Genomic DNA, 22282 nt, shown 5'->3' with positions numbered 1-22282 from the left:
CTATATAGAAATACCCTAAAAGAGGAGGAACTAAACATTATTTAATCAAAAAGCGTACTTACTGATTGCTCTTCGTGGACGCGGATAATCGCTTCGCCAATTAACGGTGCAACCGATAGATGAATAATTTTATCAGTCTTTTTCTCTTCCGGAAGTTGAATAGAGTTCGTAACGACTAATTCTTTTATTTTTGAGTTTTCAATTCTTTCAATCGCTGGACCTGATAATACTGGATGTGTACAGCAAGCATATACTTCTGCCGCCCCATTTTCTACTAAGGCATTGGCTGCAAGTGTAATCGTTCCTGCCGTATCGATAATATCATCAATCAGGATTGCTACTTTTCCTTCAATGTTACCGACGATGTTCATGACTTCCGCCACATTCGGTCTTGGACGGCGTTTGTCAATAATCGCAATTGGTGCTTTTAAGCGTTCTGCCATTTTCCTTGCTCTTGTTACACCGCCATGATCTGGGGAAACAATTACAATATCACCATTCAATTCCTTGTTCTTAAAGTATTCTGACAAAATCGGCACACCCATTAGGTGGTCAATTGGAATATCAAAGAAACCTTGAATTTGCGGCGCATGTAAATCAAGACAGATCACCCTTGTTGCTCCGGCAGTCTCAAGCAGATTTGCCACCAATTTAGCGGTAATCGGTTCACGAGCACGTGCCTTACGGTCCTGACGGGCATAGCCATAGTAAGGCATGACAATGTTAATTGTTTTCGCAGATGCTCTTTTTAAGGCATCAATCATGATTAACAATTCCATAATATTGTCATTTACAGGTAAGCTAGTTGATTGAATCACATACACGTCACAGCCGCGGATACTTTCTTCAATATTAATTTGGATTTCTCCATCACTAAACTTTGAGACGGAACATTTTCCAAGTTCCACGCCGATAACCTTGGCAATTTCTTGTGCAAGCGGAATATTTGAATTTAAACTGAATACCTTTAAGTTCGGATCTAAATATTGATTAGACATTTGTGCCCTCCAATTATTTTTGCTTATTTCTTTAAATTAAGCTTTTGAACGTAATTTTCCTTATTGACTTGCTGTGCACGGGCAATCGACAAAGCTTCACTTGGTACATTCTTTGTAATTGTGGAACCAGCAGCCACATATGATCCCTTTCCAATTGTAACAGGGGCAACTAGATTGGAGTTACAGCCGATAAAGACATCATCTTCAATTTTAGTTAAAAATTTATTCTTACCGTCGTAATTCACTGTAATGGAACCGCAGCCGATGTTGACATTACTGCCAACCTCCGCGTCACCAATATAACTTAGATGTGAGGCTTTGCTCCCAGTTCCGAAGACAGCCTTCTTAATTTCGACGAAGTTACCAATTTTCACCTCATCATGAATGGTTGAATCCGGTCTGATATGGGCGAATGGCCCGATGTTGACATGGGCGCCAATTAAGCTTTTATGGACTGCCGATTGCCGGACAACAGTTTCATTGCCAATTTCACAGGAATCAATTTCTGAGTTGGGACCAATTTGACAGTCGGAACCGATCTTTGTTTTTCCTTTTATCATCGTTCCTGGATAAATAACAGTATCCTGGCCAATTTCGACATCTGTTTCGATATAGGTGTTCTGCGGGTCAATAATTGTTACCCCATTACGCATATGGGCTTCATTCGTCCGGCTCTGCATAATCCGTTCTGCTTCCGCCAATGCAACCCGATCATTAACACCTATCGTTTCTGCAAATTCATTTGTTATATAGGCTGTAACAACTTCACCCTGGTTTTTAAGAATTTCAATAACATCTGGTAAATAGTATTCACCTTGAACGTTGTCATTAGAAACATTTCTTAACGCCTCAAATAAAGCCTGATTATCAAAACAATAAGTTCCTGTATTGATTTCATTTATCTTCCGTTCAGCATCTGTTGCGTCCTTATGCTCAACAATTTTTTCAACAAGGCCGTTTTCATTGCGAATAATTCGCCCGTAGCCTGTTGGGTCAGTGATTTTTGCAGTGAGTATGGTAGCCTTTGCCTTTAATTCTTCGTGATGTGTAAAAAGGGCTTCCATCGTTTCCGCTGTAATTAATGGGGTATCACCGCAGACGACAATGGTAACACCTTCTTTAGTTGCGAGCATATTCTCTGCCTGCATGACTGCATGGGCTGTTCCCAGCTGAGTATCCTGCAAAGCATATTGACTGCTGGCACCTAATTGGGATTGAACCATCTCTGCTCCATGACCAATAATAGTCACCATTTCTTGTATATTTAGCTTTGTAATTTGATCAACAACATGTTGAACCATTGGTTTGCCGCATACTGGGTGCAGTACTTTATATAGCTTAGATTTCATCCGCGTTCCTTGCCCCGCGGCCAAAATCACAGCATAACGATTGGGCATGTTCTAGTCCTCCAATTTCACCTTTTTATCCATTAAAAATATTAACGTAAATGGCCTCTCATTTCAAGGAATGAACAATAACTGTCTAATTTTATAATATTATGTATATTTTGGGGAGAAAAGCGAAGGTATAGACTTGAGTCGATGTGGAGATTTTTTCAAAATAAAAAAGAGCCTTCTGGAGAAGAAAAGGCCCTAGTTGTTAAAATCCTCAGGAAGCTCCGGCTTCTTCAAATTCTACTTCCAATTCACCTAAACGATGGTATTCAGCCAAAACAGCTTCTTGGATTTTGCCGCGTGTTCCTGAATTAATTGGATGCGCAATGTCACGAAATTCTCCATCTGGAGTACGTTTACTTGGCATAGCTACAAATAAACCGTTGTTTCCGTCGATAACACGAATATCATGGACAACAAATTCATTATCTAATGTAATAGATGCAATCGCTCTCATTCTTCCATCCGTGTTAACCCGGCGTAATCTTACGTCAGTTACTTCCATGTGCTCACACCCTTTTTTGTTAGATAAAATGCTAAATAATTAAATTCAACATTTTACTCAGGAATCCTTCTTTATATTCAAAATATTTTAGAAAAATTACGACAAATTAGTGAACTTTTGTAAAAAACGGCATTTCACTGACAAGTTTAGGTAGATTAGTCCTTGTTTTTCAGTTAATAAACATCTATTTACTTTACGAGTGCGACAACTTCAATTTCAACTAACGCATCTTTCGGCAATCGCGCGACCTCTACACAGGAGCGGGCTGGTTTATGGACATTGAAATATTCACCGTACACTTCATTTACTGCAGCAAAATCATTCATATCTTTGATAAAGACAGTTGCTTTTATAACTGTTTCAAGGGAAGCACCTGCTTCACTTAGGACAGCCTGCAAATTTTGAAAAACCTGATGGGTCTGGTCTTTAATATCACCAGCAACCATCGTTCCTTCAACTGTTAACGGAATTTGTCCAGAGCTATAAAATAGATTATTCACTACGATTCCTTGAGAATAAGGACCAATCGCAGCTGGTGCTTGATTCGTTTGAATTGCTTTCATATTAATCCCTCCAAATGTTGAGATAATTTCCCGCTTGGACATTAATCTTTTTCTCTTTTACATCGATGTCTGACAGCTGAACGAGCGATAAATATTCATCCACTAACCGTTCCTGGATTTTTTCATCTTCTACTAGGACAGCAATACCAGCCAAATGGGAATTAAATTCTTCCAGCATGCTGATCATCCCCATTACCGTTCCGCCAGCCTTCATGAAATCATCGACAATCAGAACACGGGAATCCTGTTTCATGCTCTTTTTTGATAGGACCATCGTTTGAATCCTCTTGGCTGAACCGGACACGTAATTAATGCTAACTGTTGGTCCCTCGGTGACTTTATTATCCCTCCGGACAATCACAACAGGGACATTCAGTTGACTTGCGACAGCATAGGCAAGGGGAATCCCTTTTGTTGCAACAGTCATAACAACATCAATTTTGGCTTCGGCATATGCGGATGCAATGATGCGCCCGGCCTTTTGCACTACCTGAGGGTCTCCTAAAATATCGGTTAAATATAAATAGCCGCCAGGTAACAGCCTTTCGGGATTGGCAATTAATTCACACAATTCATCAACAAAAGGTGCTGCCTTTTCTTGGCTTACTTTGACAAAGAATTTGACACCGCCAGCAGCCCCTGGGACGGTTTGCAGGGTTCCAATTCCCCTTTTTTCAAAAGTTTCCTTCACAATCGCTAAATCTTCGCTGATGGAAGACTTGGCAGAAGAATAACGCTCAGCAAACACCGTAAGCGGTACTAGCTGACGCGGATGATCCAGTAAATAATTCGTCATATCAATCAAACGTTCACTGCGGCGAAATTTCATCTCTTGCCTCCAAAAACCGAATATTCTCATTCAATAGTAGCATCATTATACGTCTTTAATCAAGTGTGTGCCGGTCTCCAAGCAAGCGAACAGCGAATACTTGATCACAGAAGCCTCTTAGTCCATTATAGATGCGGTGCATTCGCGAATCATGCTGGACAATTCCAAATACGGTTGGTCCACTGCCGCTCATTAAGACCGCATCTGCTCCAAAACGCTTCATTTGGTCTTTTATTTGCGCAACTTCCGGATGCAGGTTTAGGGTGACATCTTCTAGAACGTTTCCTAGATTTCTGCAAACCTCTTGATAGTTTTGTTGGGTAATTGCCGCAATCATTTCCTTTATGTCCGGATGATCCATACCATTTATATCAAGTCTGCGGTAGACTTCTGCTGTCGATACTCCAATGAAGGGCTTGGCAAGGATTACCCAGCATGTCGGCGGTGCAGGCAGCTCCGTGATGATTTCCCCTCTCCCCTTTGCCAGGGCTGTGCCTCCATAGACACAAAAAGAAACATCCGAACCGATTTCTGAGCCAAGCTCTGCTAATTCGTCTATGGTTAACCCAAGGTCCCAAAGCTTATTTAATCCTCTTAAAGTGGCAGCAGCATCACTGCTGCCCCCAGCAAGCCCTGCAGCAACAGGGATCATTTTTTCAATCGAAATCATTACGCCCTTTTCTACATTAAACCTAGTCTTTAATAGCTGTGCTGCTTGATAGGCTAAGTTTCGCTGATCATCCGGTACGTAACGATTATGGGAGAGAATATGTATTTTATCTTGATTTAATAAGGTTAGTTCAACCCGGTCTGCCAAATCAATCGTGGTCATAATCATTTCCACCTCATGGAAGCCATCGGAACGTTTATGTAAAACATCTAATGCCAAATTTATTTTGGCCGGTGCCTTGACTAAAAGCTTCACTACGTCCACCTACTTTTATAATATCCATGCCCAGCGAAAGCCTCCTAGCCCCTCAAGGCGCTTTCGCTTTTTCACTTCCCGAAAATCCACATTTTGTCCTATTTTACCACAAAATGATACATGTAAGACGTCAGATATGATATATCCTAACAATTTTATTATTTTATCACAGGCAAAAGGGACGAATTGCCGTAAAAATAAACAATTTTAAGGCCAGAGATGGAACCTCTCTGGCCCGGCCGTGGCATCGATTTGTTTAAATAAAATGCGGAAGTGCCTTTTCTAGAAATTACGACTTCGGGTTCTGATTGGTCAGCTGTTCTTCCGCAAGTTCTATGGCACGCTTTACCATATTCCCTGCATCCCTGGCACGAATACCGCCCCATCCCTCTTTTTGAACGACGTCATAGAAACCAAGTTCTTTAGCAAGTTCCTCTTTAAACCGATCAGACATGATACCTCTTCTTCTGCCCATCTAAACAACCCCTTTCATACCACAGCATTCTTAGTATGAGATAAAGGGGAATTTTCATCATTCCAATAAAAGGTCTTTTAAAGAATAGCTGTGTTAAAAGTGAATGTTGATTTCCGTTCCAGGCGCGAGCGGTTCGCGGGGCGGGCGGTGAGCCTCCTCGGCGCTAAAGCGCCTGCGGGGTCTCACCTGTCCCGCTGCTCCCGCAGGAGTCTCGCGCCTTCCACTCCAATCAACATTGTGCTTTAACACAGCCTAAAGAATAGCAAAAGGCAGTAAACGTTATGTTTACTGCCAGTCATTGCTTATATACTAGCTTAAAGCTACATGTCCTGCTGCATCATCGTAGAAGGTAATTTGCACTGTTTCCGTTAATACATCCGCATAGCTGTAAGAAACACGCTCGAATGAATTTTCGTCTTGATCTAATTCAATAACAAATACAGATGGGTAAGTTTCTGCTAAAACACCGGAACGTTCGATTGTTTTCCTTCGACCCCCGTTTGCTTTTAGCAATAATCTTTTCCCTAAATTCGTGTCAAGAGCCTTTTTGATATCGGCTAAGGTTTTTGGCATTCGGTCCACCTCACTATGTAAAGTATAACACACTGACATAGTTCTGTCAAACAAAAACATAAATTATATCAGTACCACAAAAAGATTGTCAACATTTTTTATTCTACTTTTTCTACTAATTTTCAACATTTCTATTGTTGCCTTATTTAAAATGGATTATGTATCCGACATTGACAATTCCTTTCCATGAAAATGTATATAGTGCTACAAGCCAGCATTTTTACGGGAGAATGTTGAGAGAACCATCCTTGTCAATAAGGGCGGTGTGAGTAGAGCTAGATTCGCCCAATTCCAAGCAATAAACCCATAATACCCACTTAAGTTGGATATTCCGATTCATTTCTGCGGCGCTCCGCCCCTTTTCCCAAAAGAAATAAGCCCTCAAACTTAAAGGCTTATTCCTCCATTTCCTGAATCGGCCGGTAGGGCATCCCGGTGCGTAATACACCTTTTGTTTCCAGCCCGCCGAGCCCCTTATCTCCCGTTAATGTATTCCGCAAGACATCCCAAACGTTAATTCTTTCCATAAACGGGGTAAAGCTTATTTTTGCGACGATATAGACTGGGTCAAGTGCATGAATATTAATTCTTGATGGTGAGCTGGCAAAGTTTGCACCTGCGTGAATAAGCGATTCAAAATGGGATTGGCAGGCGCCTGCAAAGATGACCAGTTGATCTAAATGAGGGACCTTTTTTCGTGCCTCATTGACCGTCTGCACGAAATGTTTCGAATGGCGATAGGCGTTAATATCCGTCATCTTTCCCTTCGCCTTTGAATAGGCATCATGTCCTGTAATGACGAGAATGTCCGGGCGATATTGATCCATCAATCCACCAATCTTGTCAGCCATTTCCTTTTCATTACAATGGATGCCCAAAACAGGTACGCCAATTTTCTCATATAATGCCATACATTTTTTCAAATAAGCTGGATCCCCGTCCAAATGGAGAACCCTTCCCGGGATTTGGAAATAACTCCTTGGGTTTGCATAGCCGTTCGTAGCATCATATTCCTGCCTGGATTTCAATAAATCAACATCCTGGGTGAAAAGCCTTAACGACTGTTCCTCAAGCGTCCTGTATTCCTGTCTCAGCTTCACCCTTTCATTTTGATTAACGATTACCAAATCAGCGTAAGGGGCATCTGCTGCCAGGCGGAAATCCTCACCATAAAGGATGGCAAATTTCTGGCCGTTGATTATGCGTATATCAATAACACGAAATAGAATATCACAGCTATATGATTTTCTACCGACAATATCATTTATGTTTATATCCACCGCCGTCACTCCAATAAGACCAGCAAAAAGGCCTTTCATATAGGGTTTCTCTCATAGGCTATGCAAACAACGATGTCCACGTGAAAAAAAATCTGGATTTAGTGTTTATAAAAGCAGTTTAATACCCTTGTTTTTGTCCTCATGAGACGGTCATGAGGACAGGTTTGGCTTGGTAACCTCGATTTTTGTCCTCATGGGGCGGTCATGAGGACAGGTTTGACTTGGTAACCCCGATTTTTGTCCTCATTGGGCGGTCATGAGGACAGGTTTGGCTTGGTAACCCCAGTTTTTGTCCTCATTGGGCGGTCATGAGGACAGGTTTGGCTTGGTAACCCCGATTTTTGTCCTCATGAGACGGTCATGAGGACAGGTTTGGGTTGGTAACCTCAATTTTTGTCCTCATGAGACAGTCATGATGACAGGTTTGACTTGGTAACCCCGATTTTTGTCCTCATGGAGATTTTTAAGACAAAAAAGCTTGAAGATAAGTTCCTCCAAGCTTTTTAAGGCAATATCGCAAGTAATTATTAATCGAAATGGGTCTAATGAAAATAAGGGTATAGTTCATCACTTAATCGGCCAAATTCCTCTAAGGAAAGGGTCTCGCCTCTTCTTGATGGTTCAATCCCACACACATTCAGTGCAGCGAGGATAGACTCCTTCTTTTGTTTCCCATCAGGCAGTTGGCTTGTTAGATTGTTGAGCAGTGTTTTTCTCCTTTGAGCAAAGCAAGATCTTGTAATTTGAAAGAAGAAATCCTCATCTTTTACAGTCACAGCAGGCTTCTCCCGTTTTGTTAGTCTAATTACCGCAGAATCGACATTCGGCTGTGGGACAAATACTGTTTTCGGGACAATCATGACCGTCTCTGCTTCTGTGTAATATTGGATCGCAATTGAAAGCGAGCCGTATTCCTTCGTTCCTGGCCGAGCCGATATGCGGTCAGCTACCTCTTTTTGAAGCATACAAACAATCCCTCTAATGGGCAGCTTGTCCTCCAAAAGCTTCATAATGATGGGCGTCGTCACGTAGTAAGGTAAATTGGCTACTACCATAACATCCTCAATCCCGCTAAATTCTTCAGCAAATACAGCCTGGACATCCGCTTCTAATACATCCTTATGAATGATGTTCACATTTGGATACGGTGAAAGGGTGTCCTTTAAAATCGGTAATAATCTTTGGTCAATTTCGAAGGCTACGACCTTTTTACTCGTTCGGGCAAGCTGTTCGGTGAGTGCACCAATCCCCGGACCAATTTCAATTGCTCCAGAATTTTCATTCAGATCTGCAAAGCTGACAATTTTTTTTAAGATATTGGTATCAATTAAAAAGTTTTGACCAAGGCTTTTCTTAAAAGAAAAACCGTACTTTTCGAGTATTGCTCTTGTCCTCACAGGGGTAGCGATATCTTTATTCATTTTTGTTCCTCCTGACGTACAACGCTTAGTGCTTCTGCAAATTCCTGTCTGCTAATTTGGAACATCATTAAGCGCTTATGCAGTTGTTTTCCATTTGTATAGCCAATTTTTAAAAGCTTACCAAGCATGATTCTTCGGTCTTTTGCTCCTTCGCCGCCAATAAGACCTGCGCTCAGTAAATCTTCCTGCGTTATTTCTTCTGATATTGACTCATGCATGATTTGGGCATCCTTCAAGGCCTCTCTGATTGCCTTAGGGCTGGCATGTTCAACACCGAGGCCTTTACCGCCTTTAGCAATCGCCTCTTCTTTCGCTAAAAACGCATGTTTACAGCCTGAAACACTAGCTGCAATTGTCTTTCTAATTTTTTCGCCAGGATAATCCGGGTCTGTGAAAATGATTACACCGCGTGTTTCCTGGGCCCTTCTTACACTATCAATGGTGGCTTCATTTACTGCAGACCCGTTTGTTTCAATGGTATCAGCATCAACAGCTCTTTTGATCGCCGTTGTATCATCTTTTCCTTCAACAACAATAACTTCTTTAATCTTCATGCTAAAACGAAAGCCTCCGTAACATAAAATAAAAATTTGAAAAAAACCTGAAACAATTTTGTAATGTCCATCGTCTATATTATTAAACTGATTCATACAATGAAAGTAAGAAAAACAATTATCTAACGATGTAAGTATAAAGAATTTTAGGGAAAAAGCAAAATGCAGAGGAGTATGTTATCCTCTGCATCTTAGTAAAAATTACTGTAAAATTTTTATCTTTACTTTCTTGCGCCCCCAGCGGTAACAATCCGAATTCGACGGCATAAATAAATCAATTTTATACCCTTTAATCGCACCGCCCGTGTCAGCCGCGACAGCATAGCCATAGCCTTCCACATACACCTTTGTTCCGAGCGGAATGACTCTTGGGTCGACAGCAATTACTTTCATGTTCGGGTTAGCCCGGAGGTTTAAACCTGTTGCCGTCCGCCCTGAACAACCATTGCAGAAAGCTGTATAGGCAGTTGCTGTCACGTAAAACTCGGTTCCCGTTTCGGCAGCTCCGCGCGATACCTGCATGGCCGTATCCTTCATTCCAACAGCCACCACTTTATCCTGTTTTTGAGTAATATTCTGCTCACTTATCAGTTTCCTTGCTACTTCTTTGCCATTTTCAAGCACGACTTCATATTGTTTCGACACACGGCCACGCTTGCCATTAGTAATAATTTTTTCTTTCCCTTTTTCCAGGCTTTCATCCTTTTTGGTAACCACGGCAAACTGAACGGGTTCTTCCACTACATCGGTGACTTTTTCTACTCGAATGACGTTAACAACACCATTCCCTGTGATGGTTTCTGTTAATGAAGGTTCAACTCGGTCTAATTCATTTAGCTGGATGCCCTGCTGCGTTAAAAAGTCAGCGACCGTAGCCGAAGTGGCCCAAACTTGCTGTTCTTTCCCACCGTCCACTAAAGTAAGATGGTGAGCGATGTTAATCGCAATATTCATCTTATCTTTTATTGCCGATTGTGGTTTAGGTGAAATTTGATCCTGTTCCTTCAAAATAATTTTCTGCTCTGCTAGGAGCTCAGCCACTGTTGCGGCTGTAGTCCAGACGGTTTTCTCCTCGTTGTCTTTGACAATTTGAACCTTGTTTGCCTGTTTCCAAACAACCTTAAGGTGGTCTGTCACCTTCATATTGGCCGTTGGAGACAAGTAGTCCTGTGAGCGAGGTGATACATCCAGTTCATCTAATAATTCTTCGACGGTTTCTGCATGCGTTTTTACGACCTGTTGCTCGCCATTTAGTGTAATTGCTACAGTATTCTTTGATCCTTCAAAAAAAAGAATCCCAAGCGCTGTTAGCAACACTATAAAACTAGCAAAGACAATGGTCAATGACCTCCCGCTCCAAGACATAGAAAACAGGTTTTTCATGTGTTTGAATACGATGAAAAACGCCTCCTTTTTCTCAGAGAGATTATTCTATCATGTTGTCGGCTGTCAATCCCTGCTATATCCTGTGAATGTATTTCTAATTATGCACAATACTGGAAACAATGCAAAGAAAAACTTATCGACATGATTATCCTATGTTGAAAAGGAGACGTGTAGAACTTTTTGTTATTAGAAAAAATTAAGACAAGCTTTCTGTCGCTTCGACAATTTCCTTTATCACTTTATGGCGAATAATTTTTTAGCATTTCGTGTCGTTGTCTCCGCCACTTCTGCAAATGTCAACCCTTTTATTTCGGCAATTTCCTCAGCAACAAGTCTGACATACCCCGGTTCATTTCGTTTACCACGAAAAGGATGCGGGGCTAAATACGGGCAGTCTGTTTCGATTAACAGTTTATCTAATGGAATTTCAGCCGCCACTTCCTTCGGCTTCTTGGCATTTTTAAAGGTTACTGGACCGCCAAGAGAAATATAAAAGTTCATTTTCACACATTCCTTGGCAACTTCAGGGCTGCCGCTAAAGCAATGCATGATGCCCCCGACTTCCTCTGCCCCTTCTTCCTTCAATATTTCCACGATATCTGCGGTTGCCTCGCGATTGTGAATGACAATGGGCAGCTTCACTTTTTTTGCAAGCTGAATTTGTTTGCGGAAGACCTCTTTTTGGATCTCCTTAGGGGACTTGTCCCAGTGGTAATCCAAGCCCATTTCGCCAATTGCGACAACCTTTGGGTGGGAAGCCAATTCCTCAATCCAGACTAAATCCTCGTCGGTCATGTCGATGGCATCGACTGGATGCCAGCCAACGCAGGCGTATATAAATTCATAGCTTTCGGCTAGTTCCATCGCGCGCCCTATCGTCGGCCGATCGAAACCGACAACGACCATATTTGAAACTCCCTCGTGCTGCGCCCTTTCAATCACTTCCAGCAAATCCTCGTTATATTGACTATCATTTAAATGTGCATGCGTGTCGAATAACATAGATTAAACTCCTTTCCATATAAAAAAAATAGAAATGTCCCGAAAATTGTTACACGTGGAACATTGAAAAGCGCAAGCGCCCTGTTCAGCGGCGTATGGCCTGGAGCGCTCCAACTGAGATAAAGGAAACACGAAGAGCGTTAGCGATTCGATGTTGACTTATCGTAGGGCGGAGAGCGAAGGACATTAGCCGCTAGGGCGCTGGAGCTAGACATTTCGCAAAATAAAAAGCGCCTTATTCAGACGCTTTATAAAAATTTATTTTACCTTTGCTCCATTTTGCAATGTTTGGTCAACGGTTGCCAGGGAAAGCTGGCCATCTTTTGATCCTGCCAAAATCATTCCTTGTGATAATTCACCACGTAGTTTAACTGGCTTTAAGTTTGTAATACAAATCACTTTCCGCCCGACCAACTCTTCCGGCTTATAATACTGAGCAATCCCCGAAACAACTTGCCGTTTTTCATAGCCAAGATCGAGCTGCAGCTTCAGAAGTTTATCTGTCTTTTTAACCGGCTCCGCCTGGATAACTTCGGCCACCCGCAAATCAATTTTCATAAAATCATCTATTGCGATTTCATCAATGGCTTCCGGCTTTTCCTCTTTCTGTGCTTCTGCTTCTGCTGCTGGTGCCTGTACCGCAGTATCGCCGCCTTGCATTTTCGTTTTAATGAATGCCACCTCATCGGCAATTTCAAGTCTTGGGAAAAGCGGCGCATCCTTTTTAACGATAGTGCCGCTTGGAATTCTCCCGAAGCTTTCAAGGCCGTCCCAAGCTTTAAGCATTTCATCCTGAATGCCCAATTGTGTAAAGATTCCATTCGGTGTCCGTGTTAAAAACGGCTGTAACAGAATCGCAATTCGGCGCAATGATTCAGCTAAGTGAACCATAACACTTGCGAGCTCCCCTTTTTGTTCCTCATCCTTAGCCAATGCCCACGGCTTTGTTTCATCGATATATTTATTTGTCCGGCTGACTAATTGCCAAATTGAGGTTAATGCAACTGAGAACTCCATTTTCTCCATGGCTTCCTCGTATTTGGCTACCGTTTCACGATTTACTTTCAGCAATGCCGCATCGAATTCACCAACGGATCCGGCATATTCAGGAATGACACCATTAAAATACTTTTCAATCATCGCAACCGTTCGATTTAAGAGATTCCCAAGGTCATTAGCAAGGTCAAAGTTAATTCTTTCGACAAATCCCTCAGGCGTGAACACACCATCAGCACCAAAAGGTACTTCTCTTAATAAGTAATAGCGAAGTGCATCAAGGCCGTAGCGGTCAATTAACGTAACCGGGTCAACGACGTTTCCTTTCGACTTGGACATTTTTCCGTCCTTCATCAACAGCCAGCCATGGGCAAACACTTTCTTTGGAAGTGGCACCTCAAGGGCCATCAACATAATTGGCCAATAAATCGTATGGAAACGAACAATTTCTTTCCCGACAAGATGAACATCTGCCGGCCAATAATTCAAATACTTAGAATCATGATCTGTGCCATAACCAAGGGCCGTTATATAGTTGGAGAGCGCATCAATCCAAACATAAATTACATGCTTCGGATCCCCCGGAACCTTAATGCCCCAGTCAAACGTTGTCCTTGATACAGCTAAGTCCTCAAGACCTGGTTTGATAAAGTTATTAATCATTTCATTTTTACGGGATTCTGGCTGGATAAAGTCAGGATTCTCCTCATAATACTGTAATAATCGATCAACATACTTACTCATTCTAAAAAAGTATGACTCTTCTTTTACCTTTTCAACTGGACGGCCGCAATCCGGACAATTGCCGTCTACGAGCTGGCGGTCAGTATAAAACGCTTCACACGGAGTACAATACCACCCTTCATACTGATCGAGATAAATATCCCCTTGTTCGAGCAGTCTTGCAAAAATCTTTTCGACAATTTGCTTATGTCTTTCCTCAGTAGTCCGGATAAAATCGTCATAGGAAATATCGAGCTTCTTCCAAAGCTTTTTAATGCCATCAACAATTCCATCAACGTATTGCTGCGGTGTAATTCCCGCTTCCTCCGCCTTACGCTGAATTTTCTGCCCATGTTCATCCGTACCCGTTAAATACATAACATCATAGCCGCGCAGCCTCTTATAACGCGCCATTGCATCACCTGCAACTGTCGTATACGCATGTCCAATATGTAAATTTCCGCTTGGATAGTAAATTGGTGTCGTTAGATAAAAAGTCTTTAATTTTTCCTCCATTAAAACCCCTCCTATTAGGCAGGCAATCACAAACCTCATTAAATCATTATTGCCTCGTTTTCCCGCTTCTATCATCAAAATATACCGAAAAATAAACTTTTGTGCAAGAAACCGTTACTGCTGCAATTCCAGTAATTTAAATATTTTACCTAATACACCCAAAAAGGGGTTAGACCTAACGAAACAATATTAATAGGGAGCCAATTTATTGTAGAATCTTGTCGAAATGTAGAATTATTAATAATGATTATCGTTGCGCCTCGATAATCATTACAATAACAAAATGATTCTATTAACCCTTGGTAAACCAACAGTTCGTTTGATAGCAAAAAAAAATAAAATTTTTTAAAATAAAATAATTGACGGATATGGGAATTTCTTGTATTATAAAGGTATGAAAAATTTGTCGAAAAATGACGAATAAAAAATAGATAGATAATCTTTAATTCTCGAGAGGAGATAGGAAAAAATGAAATCTACAGGTATTGTTCGTAAAGTTGATGAATTAGGTCGTGTGGTTATTCCGATTGAATTAAGACGTACACTTGGTATTGCTGAAAAGGATGCTCTTGAAATCTATGTTGACGATGAGCGCATTATCCTAAAAAAATATAAGCCAAACATGACTTGCCAAGTAACTGGTGAAGTTTCTGATGATAACATGACACTTGCCAACGGTAAATTAATTCTTAGCCGTGAAGGTGCAGAGCAATTAATCCAAGAAATTCAAAACAATCTTGAAGTAGCGAAATAAAGAACAATCCAGCACTTTTATCGTGCTGGATTTTTTTTACTCTTGATTTTCTACATGATAGGCCTGATATACTTCCCTTTTGTTTATACCCCGGTCTTTAGCCGTCTGTTTAATCGCTTCTTTCGAAGGAATATCTTTTTCAGAAATATAGTGATTAACATGCTCCGCAAGTGATAACTCATGCCACCAGCTTGGTCCTTCCTCCTGCTGTTCATCCGTTCCTTCAACAATCAAGCAAAACTCTCCGCGTATTTCATCTTGGCTGGCCCAAGTAATTACTTCTTCAACCGTGCCTCTAATAAATTCCTCATATTTTTTCGTTAACTCCCGGCAGATTGCTATCTTCCTATTTCCGAGAACCTCTTGGATAATGGCTAATGTTTCCTTAAGACGATGCGGGGACTCATAAAAGATGATCGTCGCCGACTGCCATTTTAACGCCTCTAATTCCGCCCGCTTCTCTTTCTTGCTCCGGTTTAAAAATCCATAAAAATAAAAGGGCTGGCAAGCTAGGCCTGAGGCAATTAACGAGGTTAAAGCCGCGTTTGCACCTGGTAACGGAACCACAGGGACCCTTTCTTCAATTGCAGCTGCCACTAGCTCATACCCAGGGTCAGAGATTGCCGGCATCCCGGCATCACTGACAAGCGCAATTTTTAACCCTTCCTTCACCCTTTGAATTAGCTTCTCACCGCTTGACTCCTTATTGTGCTCATGATAGCTGACAACAGGAGTTTCAATGTTAAAGTAATTGCACAGCTTTTTCGTGTTCCGTGTATCTTCAGCGGCAATCAGATTTGCCTCTTTTAGGATTCTAACTGCCCGGAAACTCATATCCTCTAAATTTCCAATCGGTGTGGGAACAAGGTAAAGTATTCCTTTATGTTCCTCGTTTTCAAAGCTCTTCTGCTGCCACATGATCATCACCATTTTCTTTTAATAAAAACTCAAGCTTTTTCTTCCGCGGTAATCGTTTAAAATTGTATTCCGCCCTTAAGGCGTCACTTTTATTAGGATAGCCTTTAAAATAGGTTAATTGGACCGGACCGCGGCCGCGGGTATATTTTGCCCCTTTTCCCTCATTGTGCATCCTAATCCGCCGTTCCAGATTATTCGTGTAGCCGCCATAAAGACTGCCATCTGTACAGGTCAATACATAAAAATAGTGATGGCTATTCTCCATATAAAATTGCTCTTATTTCTTGTGTATATTCATCGTTTTCATTATAGACAATGATGGGCGGGAGAATTTTCAAGTCCGGGCTGCCATCCTTTATTGCTTCTATCAAGAGGGTATTGGCTTCCTTCCCTATTTTCGGGTAAACAAATTGTATCCGCTTCGGTTCCAGCCTATACCGGCGCATTAAGGTAATGATATCGATTAACCTGCCCGGGCGGTGGACGAATGCCACCTTACCGCCTTGTCTAACCAGGTCGCTTGAGGCCTTGATGGCATCCTCCAGCGTACAAAGTATTTCATGGCGGGCAATCGCCAGATGTTCATTTGGATTGATTTCCCCCGCTTCCGGTGTCGTAAAATAAGGGGGATTACAGGTAATGACATCAAACTTCCCATAGCCTAACCGCTTCGCCATCTCCTTAATATCACCGTGAACCATCTGGAGGCGATCTTCAAGACCGTTATAGGCGATGCTTCTTACCGCCATTTCATATAGGCGCTCCTGAATTTCGACACCTGTAATTTGCCCCTTTGTCCTTGCACTTAAAAATAAGGGAATCACACCATTCCCGCTGCAGAGGTCCAGTAAGTTTCCTTTCTGAATCGGAACATAAACAAACCGGGCCAAGAGAACGGCATCAAGTGAAAAGGCAAAAACAGAAGGACTTTGGATAATCCTTAAATTTTCTGCGAGTAAATAATCGAGCCGTTCATCTTCCTTTAAATTAACCACATAAATCCATCCTTTTAGCTAAAAATGTATGAAAAGAGAGGCTGATTTTCTCAGCCTCCTTAAGGTTATTTCTTATTAAGAAAGGAAAGACAAAATAGACAGTCGCCTTCCTTCCGCAGGCTCCCGAAATGAAGGTTGCAAATATGAAACCCTTCTTGATAAAGACGAGCGAGGTTATCATATCCTTCCCCTACATCAAACGGCTTCACGCCAGGGGTTTCGGCATTAGTTGCATTCTTTTTACTATCTGTTTCCTTCTTTTCCTCTGTGGTTACATCTAAACGGCGCCTTAGATGCTCATTTTCAAGTTTCAAATAATGATTTTCTTCTAGTATTTCAGCTAAATGCTGCTTTAATTCCCCAAGCTGCTGATAAAGACTGCCAATTTGTGTTTCCATATTACTTACCGACTCAAATATTTCTTTTTTATCCACTTCTTCCACCTCATTAATCTGTGGATTGTATCGACAAGGCACCTTCTTTAGTGATTTCATCCAAGGTATATTCCAGAACCCGCTCTTGTTCCTTAAGTTCCACTTGAAGTACCCGTTCTAAAATATTTAATCCTACTACTTTCCCTGTACCCTGCGGTGTTTCAATGATTTCACCTAAATCTGGCAAAGCCTCTTTTGCAGATTCATATTCATCATTTTCATATTTTAAACAGCACATCAGCCGGCCGCAGAGACCGGATATTTTCGTAGGATTTAATGATAAATTTTGGTCCTTCGCCATTTTTATCGAAACCGGGTCAAAATCCCCTAAAAAAGTAGAACAGCACAGCATTCTGCCGCACGGACCGATGCCGCCAAGCATTTTAGCTTCATCGCGGACACCAATCTGGCGTAATTCAATCCGTGTCCGAAAAATAGCTGCTAGATCCTTCACAAGCTCACGAAAATCAACTCTTCCATCAGCCGTAAAGTAGAAAATAATCTTATTTCGATCAAATGTATATTCAACATCAACAAGCTTCATATCCAATTGATGTTCATTCACTTTCTCATTACAAACTTCATAAGCCTCATGGGCAGCCTGCTTATTCTCTTCGACAATCATCCGGTCCTTTTGGTCAGCAATTCTGACGACCTTTTTTAATGGAAGGACAACATCATGCTCCTCAACCTGTTTTCGGGCGATAACTGCCCTACCATATTCCACTCCGCGGACTGTTTCGACAATCACGAAGTCATCCTTTTCAATTGAGAGGTCTCCAGGGTCAAAATAATAGATTTTCCCCGCCTTTTTAAAGCGTACTCCTACAACATCATACAAATGAAGATCCCTCCTGCAATTTTAACACAAGCTGTTCCATCATCAGCTGAGGATTCATATTCTTCTCGAGCTTTCGTTTTGCCTCAAGAATAGCTGACATTTGATTCGATAAGCGCCGTCCCGATGTTTTTAAGGCGTATTGTGTTAAGCGCTCACTTTCAGCTTTAAAAACAATTTGCTCCTGCTTATCTAATTGTATATATAGTAAATCCTTAAATATAAGAAGAAAAAGTTCTAAACCGCGATGATGCTGTTCTTTGTCTTTAAAGTGTTGAAACCATTCTTGTTGAAGTGTTACCATGGCCTCCAATGAATTCTTCTCCAACACTCCATATAATTTTAACACTATTTTTTGAGCTTGTGCAAACCATTCATCGACATTTAATTGTATTGCTTCCTCAAGATTATTGGTCAGCTCCGCAAGCAGCGGGGCCTTTCCCGGATCAACACCGTTTTCCACAAGCTGTTTAATCATAACCTGAGGCGGAAGCGGTTGAAATGTTAGAATCTGACATCTCGAAAGGATCGTTGGCAGCATTTGCTGCGGCTGCTCGGTTAATAAAAATGCCGCCGTTTCTGCACTTGGTTCCTCAAGAAACTTAAGCAAACTATTTGAGGCACTTACACTCATTTTATCTGCACCTGATAACAGGTAAACCTTTTTTAACGATTCTACTCCCTTTTTTGAAAACTCAGCCTGCAGGTTTCTGATTTGGTCTACTTTGATGGATAAGCCTTCCGGCTCAACAATATGAACATCAGGATGATTGCCGCTATTAATTCGGCGGCAATGATGACATGCCTCGCAAGGTTTATAGCCATCTATGAGCGATTCACAAAAAAGAGCCTTCGTGAACAACAACCCTATTTCCTTTTTCCCTGTCCCTTTCATGCCTTCAAAAAGGTACGCATGGGCTACTCGATTTTTCACCAAGCTGTTTTTTACCATTCGGAGGACGGCTGGCTGCAATTCTTCTAGTTGATCCCATGTTTTCACCAAATTTATCACTCACTCACAAAGGTATTTAAAACTGTAGGTATTGCTCGATTGGAAGCACGAAAACCGTCGCACCGCCAACCTCAACTTCGACCGGATACGGTACATAGGAATCTGCATTCCCGCCCATTGGAGAAACCGGTGAAACGAGCTGTTCCCTGGACCTGCAGTTATCCTTAATAATTTGCAAAGCACGATCAACGCGAATATCTTCAGTCCCAATCATAAAGGTGGTGTTCCCCGATTTCAAAAATCCGCCTGTACTCGCTAATTTTGTCGCCCTAAAATTATTGTCTACTAATGCCTTTGATAAACGATTGCTATCCTGATCTTGAACAACTGCTATGATGAGTTTCATCAAACCACCCTCTCTCCAATTTTTCCGAATCTGGTTACCTCTCCCTATATTATAACAGGTTCTCGTCCTGCTTACATTTGTAATAGGTTGGAAAAGCATTAATAATTTCTTTTTAGCAAAAAAGCAGCCTTCAAATGAAGACTACTTCTTTGCTAACTTGTTTTCAATCAGCTCGATTGTTTGCTTATAGACTTCGTTTACTGAACCGGATGCATCAACCTTAACGATTCTCGTGGGAAAACGCTCCATTAATAGCTGATACCCCTGTCTAACCTTTTCATGGAATTCAAGGTCTTCTAAATCCAGCCGATTAATCTCTCTTCCTTTATTTTTGTTAATCCGTTGCAATCCGAGCTCTGGTTCAATATCAAAGTAGATCGTTAACTCCGGCATAAAGCCCTCGATGGCAAATTGATTAATCGAATATACCTCATCTATTCCTAAACCGCGTGCATAACCCTGATAAGCCAATGAACTATCAACAAACCGGTCACATAAGACAATTCTTCCTTTGTCTAATGCTGGTTTTACTTTTTCAATCAAATGCTGTCGTCGCGCGGCCGCATAAAGTAATGCCTCCGTCCGCGGATCCATCGCCGTGTTCTCTTTCGACAAAATGACGCTGCGGATTTGCTCCGCGATATCAATACCACCTGGTTCTCTCGTAAGCAGAACGTTAGTAAACTGCTCCGCTACCATCCTGATGATGGTCGTCTTTCCCGCCCCATCCGGTCCTTCAAATGTAATAAATGTCCCGCTCTTCTTCAAAATAAAACCTCCAAAACTGTAAAAATCTCAAGTTGCGCTAAAAATCTTAATCCTGCCCTCTTTAACCGAGGAGCTTCCTTGAAACCTGGCTCCTGATTGTAAAAGAAGATTGAGCTGGTTAAGCTTGTCTATTGTTATTGTTTCACCCTTTAAAAGCAGTGGTATTCCTGGAGGATAAGGAATAACCGTTTCCGCACATACCAGGTTTAATGCTTTTTCAATCAGGACTTCTTTCTGAGTTAGTTTTTCCATGTCTTTATAGGGAATTGCCAACTCAGATATATTTTGCCTATCGACATGAATATCTTCCTTTAGTTCTTGTACAGGTATATCAATAAGCGCCTGTTTGATTTTTGCTGCAGCTGCTTCAAACGGATAACACTGTCCTGCTTTTAATAAAGGGAGAATAAGTAGCACATTGTATGGGTCTGCCAATTCTGGATAAATGGACTGCTCTTCCAATCGGTTTTGCAGCTCAAAACCGCTTAATCCACATCGGGATTGTATCGTTATTTTTAATGGATCACCTTGATTATTTGGAAAATCCAACACTTTAATCGCTGGAATTTTGCTTAATTCCTCTTTAAAGCAGCTGAGCTTTGTTAAAAAGAAAGATAAATCCTTCCCATCATATGTAGCTAAATAATTCCTCGCGATATCTAGTGACGCCATAATCGGATAGGAGGGGCTGCTTGATTGAAGCATACCCAGGTATCCTTTAACCTTGTTCAGATTAATTAATTGACTGTTAATATGTAAAAAAGAACCCATTGTCATTGCCGGTAATGTCTTATGGGCGGACTGAACTACAATATCAGCCCCCATTTTTGTTGCTGAAACTGGAAACGGGTCACCGATAATAAAATGAGGACCGTGTGCCTCATCAACAAGCACTGGGATATGATGGAGATGGGCCACCGTAATGATTCCCTCTAAATCATTAACCAATCCATAGTAGTTGGGATAGGTCAAAATAATCGCTTTTGCTTCCGGATAGCGGTTAATTGCTTCCTTAATAGTTTCAAGTTTGATGCCCCCGGCTGCTTTCCATTCCTGATTGTATTCCGGCTCTAAAAAAACAGGTCTCGCTTTTGTTAATTTCAAGGCATTCAAGACGGATTTATGACAATTCCGTTGCACGAGAACCAGATCATCCTCCTCACAGACCGCCATAATCATCGCCAGGTTGCCTACAGTGGAACCATTGACAAGGAAAAAACTTTTTTCCGTTTGATATAACTTCGCTAAGAGCGTTTCTGCTTCTAATATAACGTCTTCCGCTGCATGTAAATCATCCAAGCCTGTCAGCTCGGTTGCGTCGATTTGCAATAGGTCCTTGAAAGCAGCATTTGCTTCAGGTTGATTGATTAAGCCTTGTTTATGCCCAGGAACATGGAAGGAAATCGGCTGCTTGGCTGCATGATCCAATAAGGCTTGGTATAAGGGTGTTTTCAATTGAGCGTTCATTTCCCATACTTCCTTTTTATAGTCTCATTCATTTTAATTGAAATCACATCTCTAAGCAAAAAAAATAAAGCCCGTTATGGACTTTGTTACGAAAAGATTTCCGGCGTTGTTATTTTTTTAAGCTGTTTTAGGAAGTATTTATATTTTGGATCATTTGTATCTGTTTGAATCAAATCATTTTCACATTCTGTACAAATAAAAGAAGTGTATAGATGTATGCCTTTCGGTTTTAAATTTTCGCAAATAACACATGTTTCTTCATAATGATTATGTGCCAAAAATGAACTCAATTCCTCCACCTCCATACACCCATTCTGCCCTCATTCACCAATTTGTATACACTTTTTCGAATAATCTCGTTCCAAACCCATCCTGTAATATACTATGTCGCAGGTAGCGATTGGGTGTATGTCTATAAGTGAATTCTTTCAAAACAATTCGTACTTTTTTGATCCTGTATATGTCCTAACGGATAAAAAAGAAAAAGACAACCTCTAAAGGTTGCCTTTTATCGTGCCTGGCAGCGTCCTACTCTCACAGGGGCGCCTGCCCCAACTACCATCGGCGCTGAGAAGCTTAACTTCCGTGTTCGGTATGGGAACGGGTGTGA

Annotated in this window: 25 protein-coding genes and 1 rRNA gene; 1 reads left to right on the top strand and 25 read right to left on the bottom strand. The window is 41.4% G+C overall.

Annotated features, from left to right (window positions below):
* Positions 1 to 41 precede the first annotated feature (41 nt).
* The 14 genes from ACFVSW_RS25085 to metG all read right to left on the bottom strand — a co-directional run bounded on the left by ACFVSW_RS25085 (position 42) and on the right by metG (position 14140).
* Positions 42 to 998, bottom strand: coding sequence for a ribose-phosphate diphosphokinase (locus tag ACFVSW_RS25085; RefSeq protein ID WP_387319334.1), 957 nt, complete (start codon positions 996 to 998; stop codon positions 42 to 44).
* A gap of 23 nt (positions 999 to 1021) precedes the next feature.
* Positions 1022 to 2395 carry a bifunctional UDP-N-acetylglucosamine diphosphorylase/glucosamine-1-phosphate N-acetyltransferase GlmU gene (gene glmU, locus ACFVSW_RS25080; protein WP_387319333.1) on the bottom strand — a complete coding sequence of 458 codons (1374 nt, stop codon included), beginning with the start codon at positions 2393 to 2395 and terminating at the stop codon, positions 1022 to 1024.
* A gap of 211 nt (positions 2396 to 2606) precedes the next feature.
* Positions 2607 to 2897 carry a septation regulator SpoVG gene (spoVG, locus tag ACFVSW_RS25075; RefSeq protein ID WP_003347151.1) on the bottom strand — a complete coding sequence of 97 codons (291 nt, stop codon included), beginning with the start codon at positions 2895 to 2897 and terminating at the stop codon, positions 2607 to 2609.
* A 188-nt stretch (positions 2898 to 3085) separates the two neighbouring features.
* Positions 3086 to 3460 (bottom strand): 2-iminobutanoate/2-iminopropanoate deaminase, encoded by a 375-nt coding sequence (gene ridA, locus ACFVSW_RS25070; protein WP_387319332.1) that lies wholly within the window; start codon positions 3458 to 3460, stop codon positions 3086 to 3088.
* 1 nt (position 3461) lies between these two features.
* A complete protein-coding gene (purR, locus tag ACFVSW_RS25065) occupies positions 3462 to 4289 on the bottom strand; it encodes a pur operon repressor (RefSeq protein ID WP_387319331.1) in 828 nt (275 codons plus the stop codon).
* 55 nt (positions 4290 to 4344) lie between these two features.
* Positions 4345 to 5214 carry a 4-(cytidine 5'-diphospho)-2-C-methyl-D-erythritol kinase gene (ispE, locus tag ACFVSW_RS25060; RefSeq protein ID WP_387319330.1) on the bottom strand — a complete coding sequence of 290 codons (870 nt, stop codon included), beginning with the start codon at positions 5212 to 5214 and terminating at the stop codon, positions 4345 to 4347.
* Between the two features lie 289 nt (positions 5215 to 5503).
* Positions 5504 to 5689, bottom strand: coding sequence for a small, acid-soluble spore protein, alpha/beta type (locus ACFVSW_RS25055; RefSeq protein WP_387319329.1), 186 nt, complete (start codon positions 5687 to 5689; stop codon positions 5504 to 5506).
* Positions 5690 to 5998: 309 nt separating this feature from the next.
* Complete coding sequence (gene veg, locus ACFVSW_RS25050; RefSeq protein WP_007084178.1) at positions 5999 to 6262, bottom strand: biofilm formation stimulator Veg; 264 nt, start codon at positions 6260 to 6262, stop codon at positions 5999 to 6001.
* Positions 6263 to 6657: 395 nt separating this feature from the next.
* The gene (gene yabG / locus ACFVSW_RS25045; protein WP_387319328.1) at positions 6658 to 7581 is read right to left on the bottom strand and encodes a sporulation peptidase YabG; all 924 of its coding nucleotides are present in this window, start codon (positions 7579 to 7581) and stop codon (positions 6658 to 6660) included.
* A gap of 503 nt (positions 7582 to 8084) precedes the next feature.
* Positions 8085 to 8963, bottom strand: a complete 879-nt coding sequence (gene rsmA, locus ACFVSW_RS25040) for a 16S rRNA (adenine(1518)-N(6)/adenine(1519)-N(6))-dimethyltransferase RsmA (protein ID WP_387319327.1) — start codon at positions 8961 to 8963, stop codon at positions 8085 to 8087.
* The gene (gene rnmV, locus ACFVSW_RS25035) at positions 8960 to 9517 is read right to left on the bottom strand and encodes a ribonuclease M5 (RefSeq protein ID WP_387319326.1); all 558 of its coding nucleotides are present in this window, start codon (positions 9515 to 9517) and stop codon (positions 8960 to 8962) included. Before rnmV ends, rsmA begins: the two co-directional genes overlap by 4 nt.
* Before the next feature lie 201 nt (positions 9518 to 9718).
* Complete coding sequence (locus ACFVSW_RS25030; protein ID WP_387319325.1) at positions 9719 to 10900, bottom strand: ubiquitin-like domain-containing protein; 1182 nt, start codon at positions 10898 to 10900, stop codon at positions 9719 to 9721.
* Positions 10901 to 11137: 237 nt separating this feature from the next.
* Positions 11138 to 11905, bottom strand: a complete 768-nt coding sequence (locus ACFVSW_RS25025; protein ID WP_387319324.1) for a TatD family hydrolase — start codon at positions 11903 to 11905, stop codon at positions 11138 to 11140.
* 258 nt (positions 11906 to 12163) lie between these two features.
* On the bottom strand, positions 12164 to 14140 hold the full coding sequence (metG, locus tag ACFVSW_RS25020; RefSeq protein ID WP_387319323.1) for a methionine--tRNA ligase: 1977 nt from the start codon (positions 14138 to 14140) through the stop codon (positions 12164 to 12166).
* A gap of 469 nt (positions 14141 to 14609) precedes the next feature.
* Here metG and ACFVSW_RS25015 point away from each other — a divergent pair, with 469 nt between their 5' ends.
* Complete coding sequence (locus tag ACFVSW_RS25015) at positions 14610 to 14894, top strand: transition state genes transcriptional regulator AbrB (RefSeq protein ID WP_387319322.1); 285 nt, start codon at positions 14610 to 14612, stop codon at positions 14892 to 14894.
* Positions 14895 to 14930: 36 nt separating this feature from the next.
* Here the strand turns inward: ACFVSW_RS25015 and rsmI are convergent, their stop codons facing one another.
* The 11 genes from rsmI to rrf form a co-directional block, all read right to left on the bottom strand.
* Positions 14931 to 15812, bottom strand: a complete 882-nt coding sequence (rsmI, locus tag ACFVSW_RS25010; RefSeq protein ID WP_387319321.1) for a 16S rRNA (cytidine(1402)-2'-O)-methyltransferase — start codon at positions 15810 to 15812, stop codon at positions 14931 to 14933.
* Positions 15790 to 16077 (bottom strand): GIY-YIG nuclease family protein, encoded by a 288-nt coding sequence (locus ACFVSW_RS25005; RefSeq protein WP_387319320.1) that lies wholly within the window; start codon positions 16075 to 16077, stop codon positions 15790 to 15792. The genes rsmI and ACFVSW_RS25005 overlap by 23 nt, the downstream gene beginning before the upstream one ends.
* Positions 16067 to 16807, bottom strand: a complete 741-nt coding sequence (locus tag ACFVSW_RS25000) for a tRNA1(Val) (adenine(37)-N6)-methyltransferase (protein WP_387319319.1) — start codon at positions 16805 to 16807, stop codon at positions 16067 to 16069. The genes ACFVSW_RS25005 and ACFVSW_RS25000 overlap by 11 nt, the downstream gene beginning before the upstream one ends.
* A 65-nt stretch (positions 16808 to 16872) precedes the next feature.
* The gene (gene yabA / locus ACFVSW_RS24995) at positions 16873 to 17241 is read right to left on the bottom strand and encodes a DNA replication initiation control protein YabA (RefSeq protein ID WP_387319318.1); all 369 of its coding nucleotides are present in this window, start codon (positions 17239 to 17241) and stop codon (positions 16873 to 16875) included.
* Positions 17242 to 17254: 13 nt separating this feature from the next.
* Positions 17255 to 18082 (bottom strand): PSP1 domain-containing protein, encoded by an 828-nt coding sequence (locus tag ACFVSW_RS24990; protein ID WP_387319317.1) that lies wholly within the window; start codon positions 18080 to 18082, stop codon positions 17255 to 17257.
* The gene (gene holB / locus ACFVSW_RS24985) at positions 18075 to 19082 is read right to left on the bottom strand and encodes a DNA polymerase III subunit delta' (RefSeq protein WP_387319316.1); all 1008 of its coding nucleotides are present in this window, start codon (positions 19080 to 19082) and stop codon (positions 18075 to 18077) included. Before holB ends, ACFVSW_RS24990 begins: the two co-directional genes overlap by 8 nt.
* A 25-nt stretch (positions 19083 to 19107) precedes the next feature.
* Positions 19108 to 19437: a cyclic-di-AMP receptor gene (locus tag ACFVSW_RS24980; RefSeq protein ID WP_034725482.1), complete on the bottom strand. Its 330-nt coding sequence runs from the start codon at positions 19435 to 19437 to the stop codon at positions 19108 to 19110.
* Positions 19438 to 19578: 141 nt separating this feature from the next.
* The gene (tmk, locus tag ACFVSW_RS24975) at positions 19579 to 20205 is read right to left on the bottom strand and encodes a dTMP kinase (RefSeq protein WP_387319315.1); all 627 of its coding nucleotides are present in this window, start codon (positions 20203 to 20205) and stop codon (positions 19579 to 19581) included.
* A gap of 27 nt (positions 20206 to 20232) precedes the next feature.
* Entirely contained in the window at positions 20233 to 21672 is a 1440-nt protein-coding gene (locus ACFVSW_RS24970; protein WP_387319314.1) for an aminotransferase class I/II-fold pyridoxal phosphate-dependent enzyme, read from the bottom strand.
* 86 nt (positions 21673 to 21758) lie between these two features.
* Positions 21759 to 21977, bottom strand: coding sequence for a sigma factor G inhibitor Gin (locus tag ACFVSW_RS24965; RefSeq protein WP_387319313.1), 219 nt, complete (start codon positions 21975 to 21977; stop codon positions 21759 to 21761).
* 210 nt (positions 21978 to 22187) lie between these two features.
* Positions 22188 to 22282, bottom strand: a 5S ribosomal RNA gene (rrf, locus tag ACFVSW_RS24960); the annotation flags it as partial.

This window comes from Neobacillus sp. NPDC058068, assembly GCF_042885335.1.
Classification (GTDB): Bacteria; Bacillota; Bacilli; order Bacillales; family Cytobacillaceae; genus Neobacillus.
The sequence above is the reverse complement of the archived record's forward strand: the minus strand, read 5'-3'. Positions and strand labels throughout refer to the sequence as shown.

What these genes read in the sequence shown, in the direction of transcription:
- ACFVSW_RS25025 (WP_387319324.1), bottom strand. Translation starts at nt 11,905, where the DNA reads ATGTTATTCGACACGCATGCACATTTAAATGATAGTCAATATAACGAG.
- ACFVSW_RS25005 (WP_387319320.1), bottom strand. Translation starts at nt 16,077, where the DNA reads ATGGAGAATAGCCATCACTATTTTTATGTATTGACCTGTACAGATGGC.
- yabG (WP_387319328.1), bottom strand. Translation starts at nt 7,581, where the DNA reads ATGAAAGGCCTTTTTGCTGGTCTTATTGGAGTGACGGCGGTGGATATA.
- ACFVSW_RS24970 (WP_387319314.1), bottom strand. Translation starts at nt 21,672, where the DNA reads ATGAACGCTCAATTGAAAACACCCTTATACCAAGCCTTATTGGATCAT.
- ACFVSW_RS25085 (WP_387319334.1), bottom strand. Translation starts at nt 998, where the DNA reads ATGTCTAATCAATATTTAGATCCGAACTTAAAGGTATTCAGTTTAAAT.
- glmU (WP_387319333.1), bottom strand. Translation starts at nt 2,395, where the DNA reads ATGCCCAATCGTTATGCTGTGATTTTGGCCGCGGGGCAAGGAACGCGG.
- ACFVSW_RS25015 (WP_387319322.1), top strand. Translation starts at nt 14,610, where the DNA reads ATGAAATCTACAGGTATTGTTCGTAAAGTTGATGAATTAGGTCGTGTG.
- rnmV (WP_387319326.1), bottom strand. Translation starts at nt 9,517, where the DNA reads ATGAAGATTAAAGAAGTTATTGTTGTTGAAGGAAAAGATGATACAACG.
- rsmI (WP_387319321.1), bottom strand. Translation starts at nt 15,812, where the DNA reads ATGTGGCAGCAGAAGAGCTTTGAAAACGAGGAACATAAAGGAATACTT.
- ACFVSW_RS24965 (WP_387319313.1), bottom strand. Translation starts at nt 21,977, where the DNA reads ATGGAGGTGGAGGAATTGAGTTCATTTTTGGCACATAATCATTATGAA.
- metG (WP_387319323.1), bottom strand. Translation starts at nt 14,140, where the DNA reads ATGGAGGAAAAATTAAAGACTTTTTATCTAACGACACCAATTTACTAT.
- purR (WP_387319331.1), bottom strand. Translation starts at nt 4,289, where the DNA reads ATGAAATTTCGCCGCAGTGAACGTTTGATTGATATGACGAATTATTTA.
- rsmA (WP_387319327.1), bottom strand. Translation starts at nt 8,963, where the DNA reads ATGAATAAAGATATCGCTACCCCTGTGAGGACAAGAGCAATACTCGAA.
- spoVG (WP_003347151.1), bottom strand. Translation starts at nt 2,897, where the DNA reads ATGGAAGTAACTGACGTAAGATTACGCCGGGTTAACACGGATGGAAGA.
- ridA (WP_387319332.1), bottom strand. Translation starts at nt 3,460, where the DNA reads ATGAAAGCAATTCAAACGAATCAAGCACCAGCTGCGATTGGTCCTTAT.
- ACFVSW_RS24980 (WP_034725482.1), bottom strand. Translation starts at nt 19,437, where the DNA reads ATGAAACTCATCATAGCAGTTGTTCAAGATCAGGATAGCAATCGTTTA.
- ACFVSW_RS25030 (WP_387319325.1), bottom strand. Translation starts at nt 10,900, where the DNA reads ATGAAAAACCTGTTTTCTATGTCTTGGAGCGGGAGGTCATTGACCATT.
- ACFVSW_RS25055 (WP_387319329.1), bottom strand. Translation starts at nt 5,689, where the DNA reads ATGGGCAGAAGAAGAGGTATCATGTCTGATCGGTTTAAAGAGGAACTT.
- veg (WP_007084178.1), bottom strand. Translation starts at nt 6,262, where the DNA reads ATGCCAAAAACCTTAGCCGATATCAAAAAGGCTCTTGACACGAATTTA.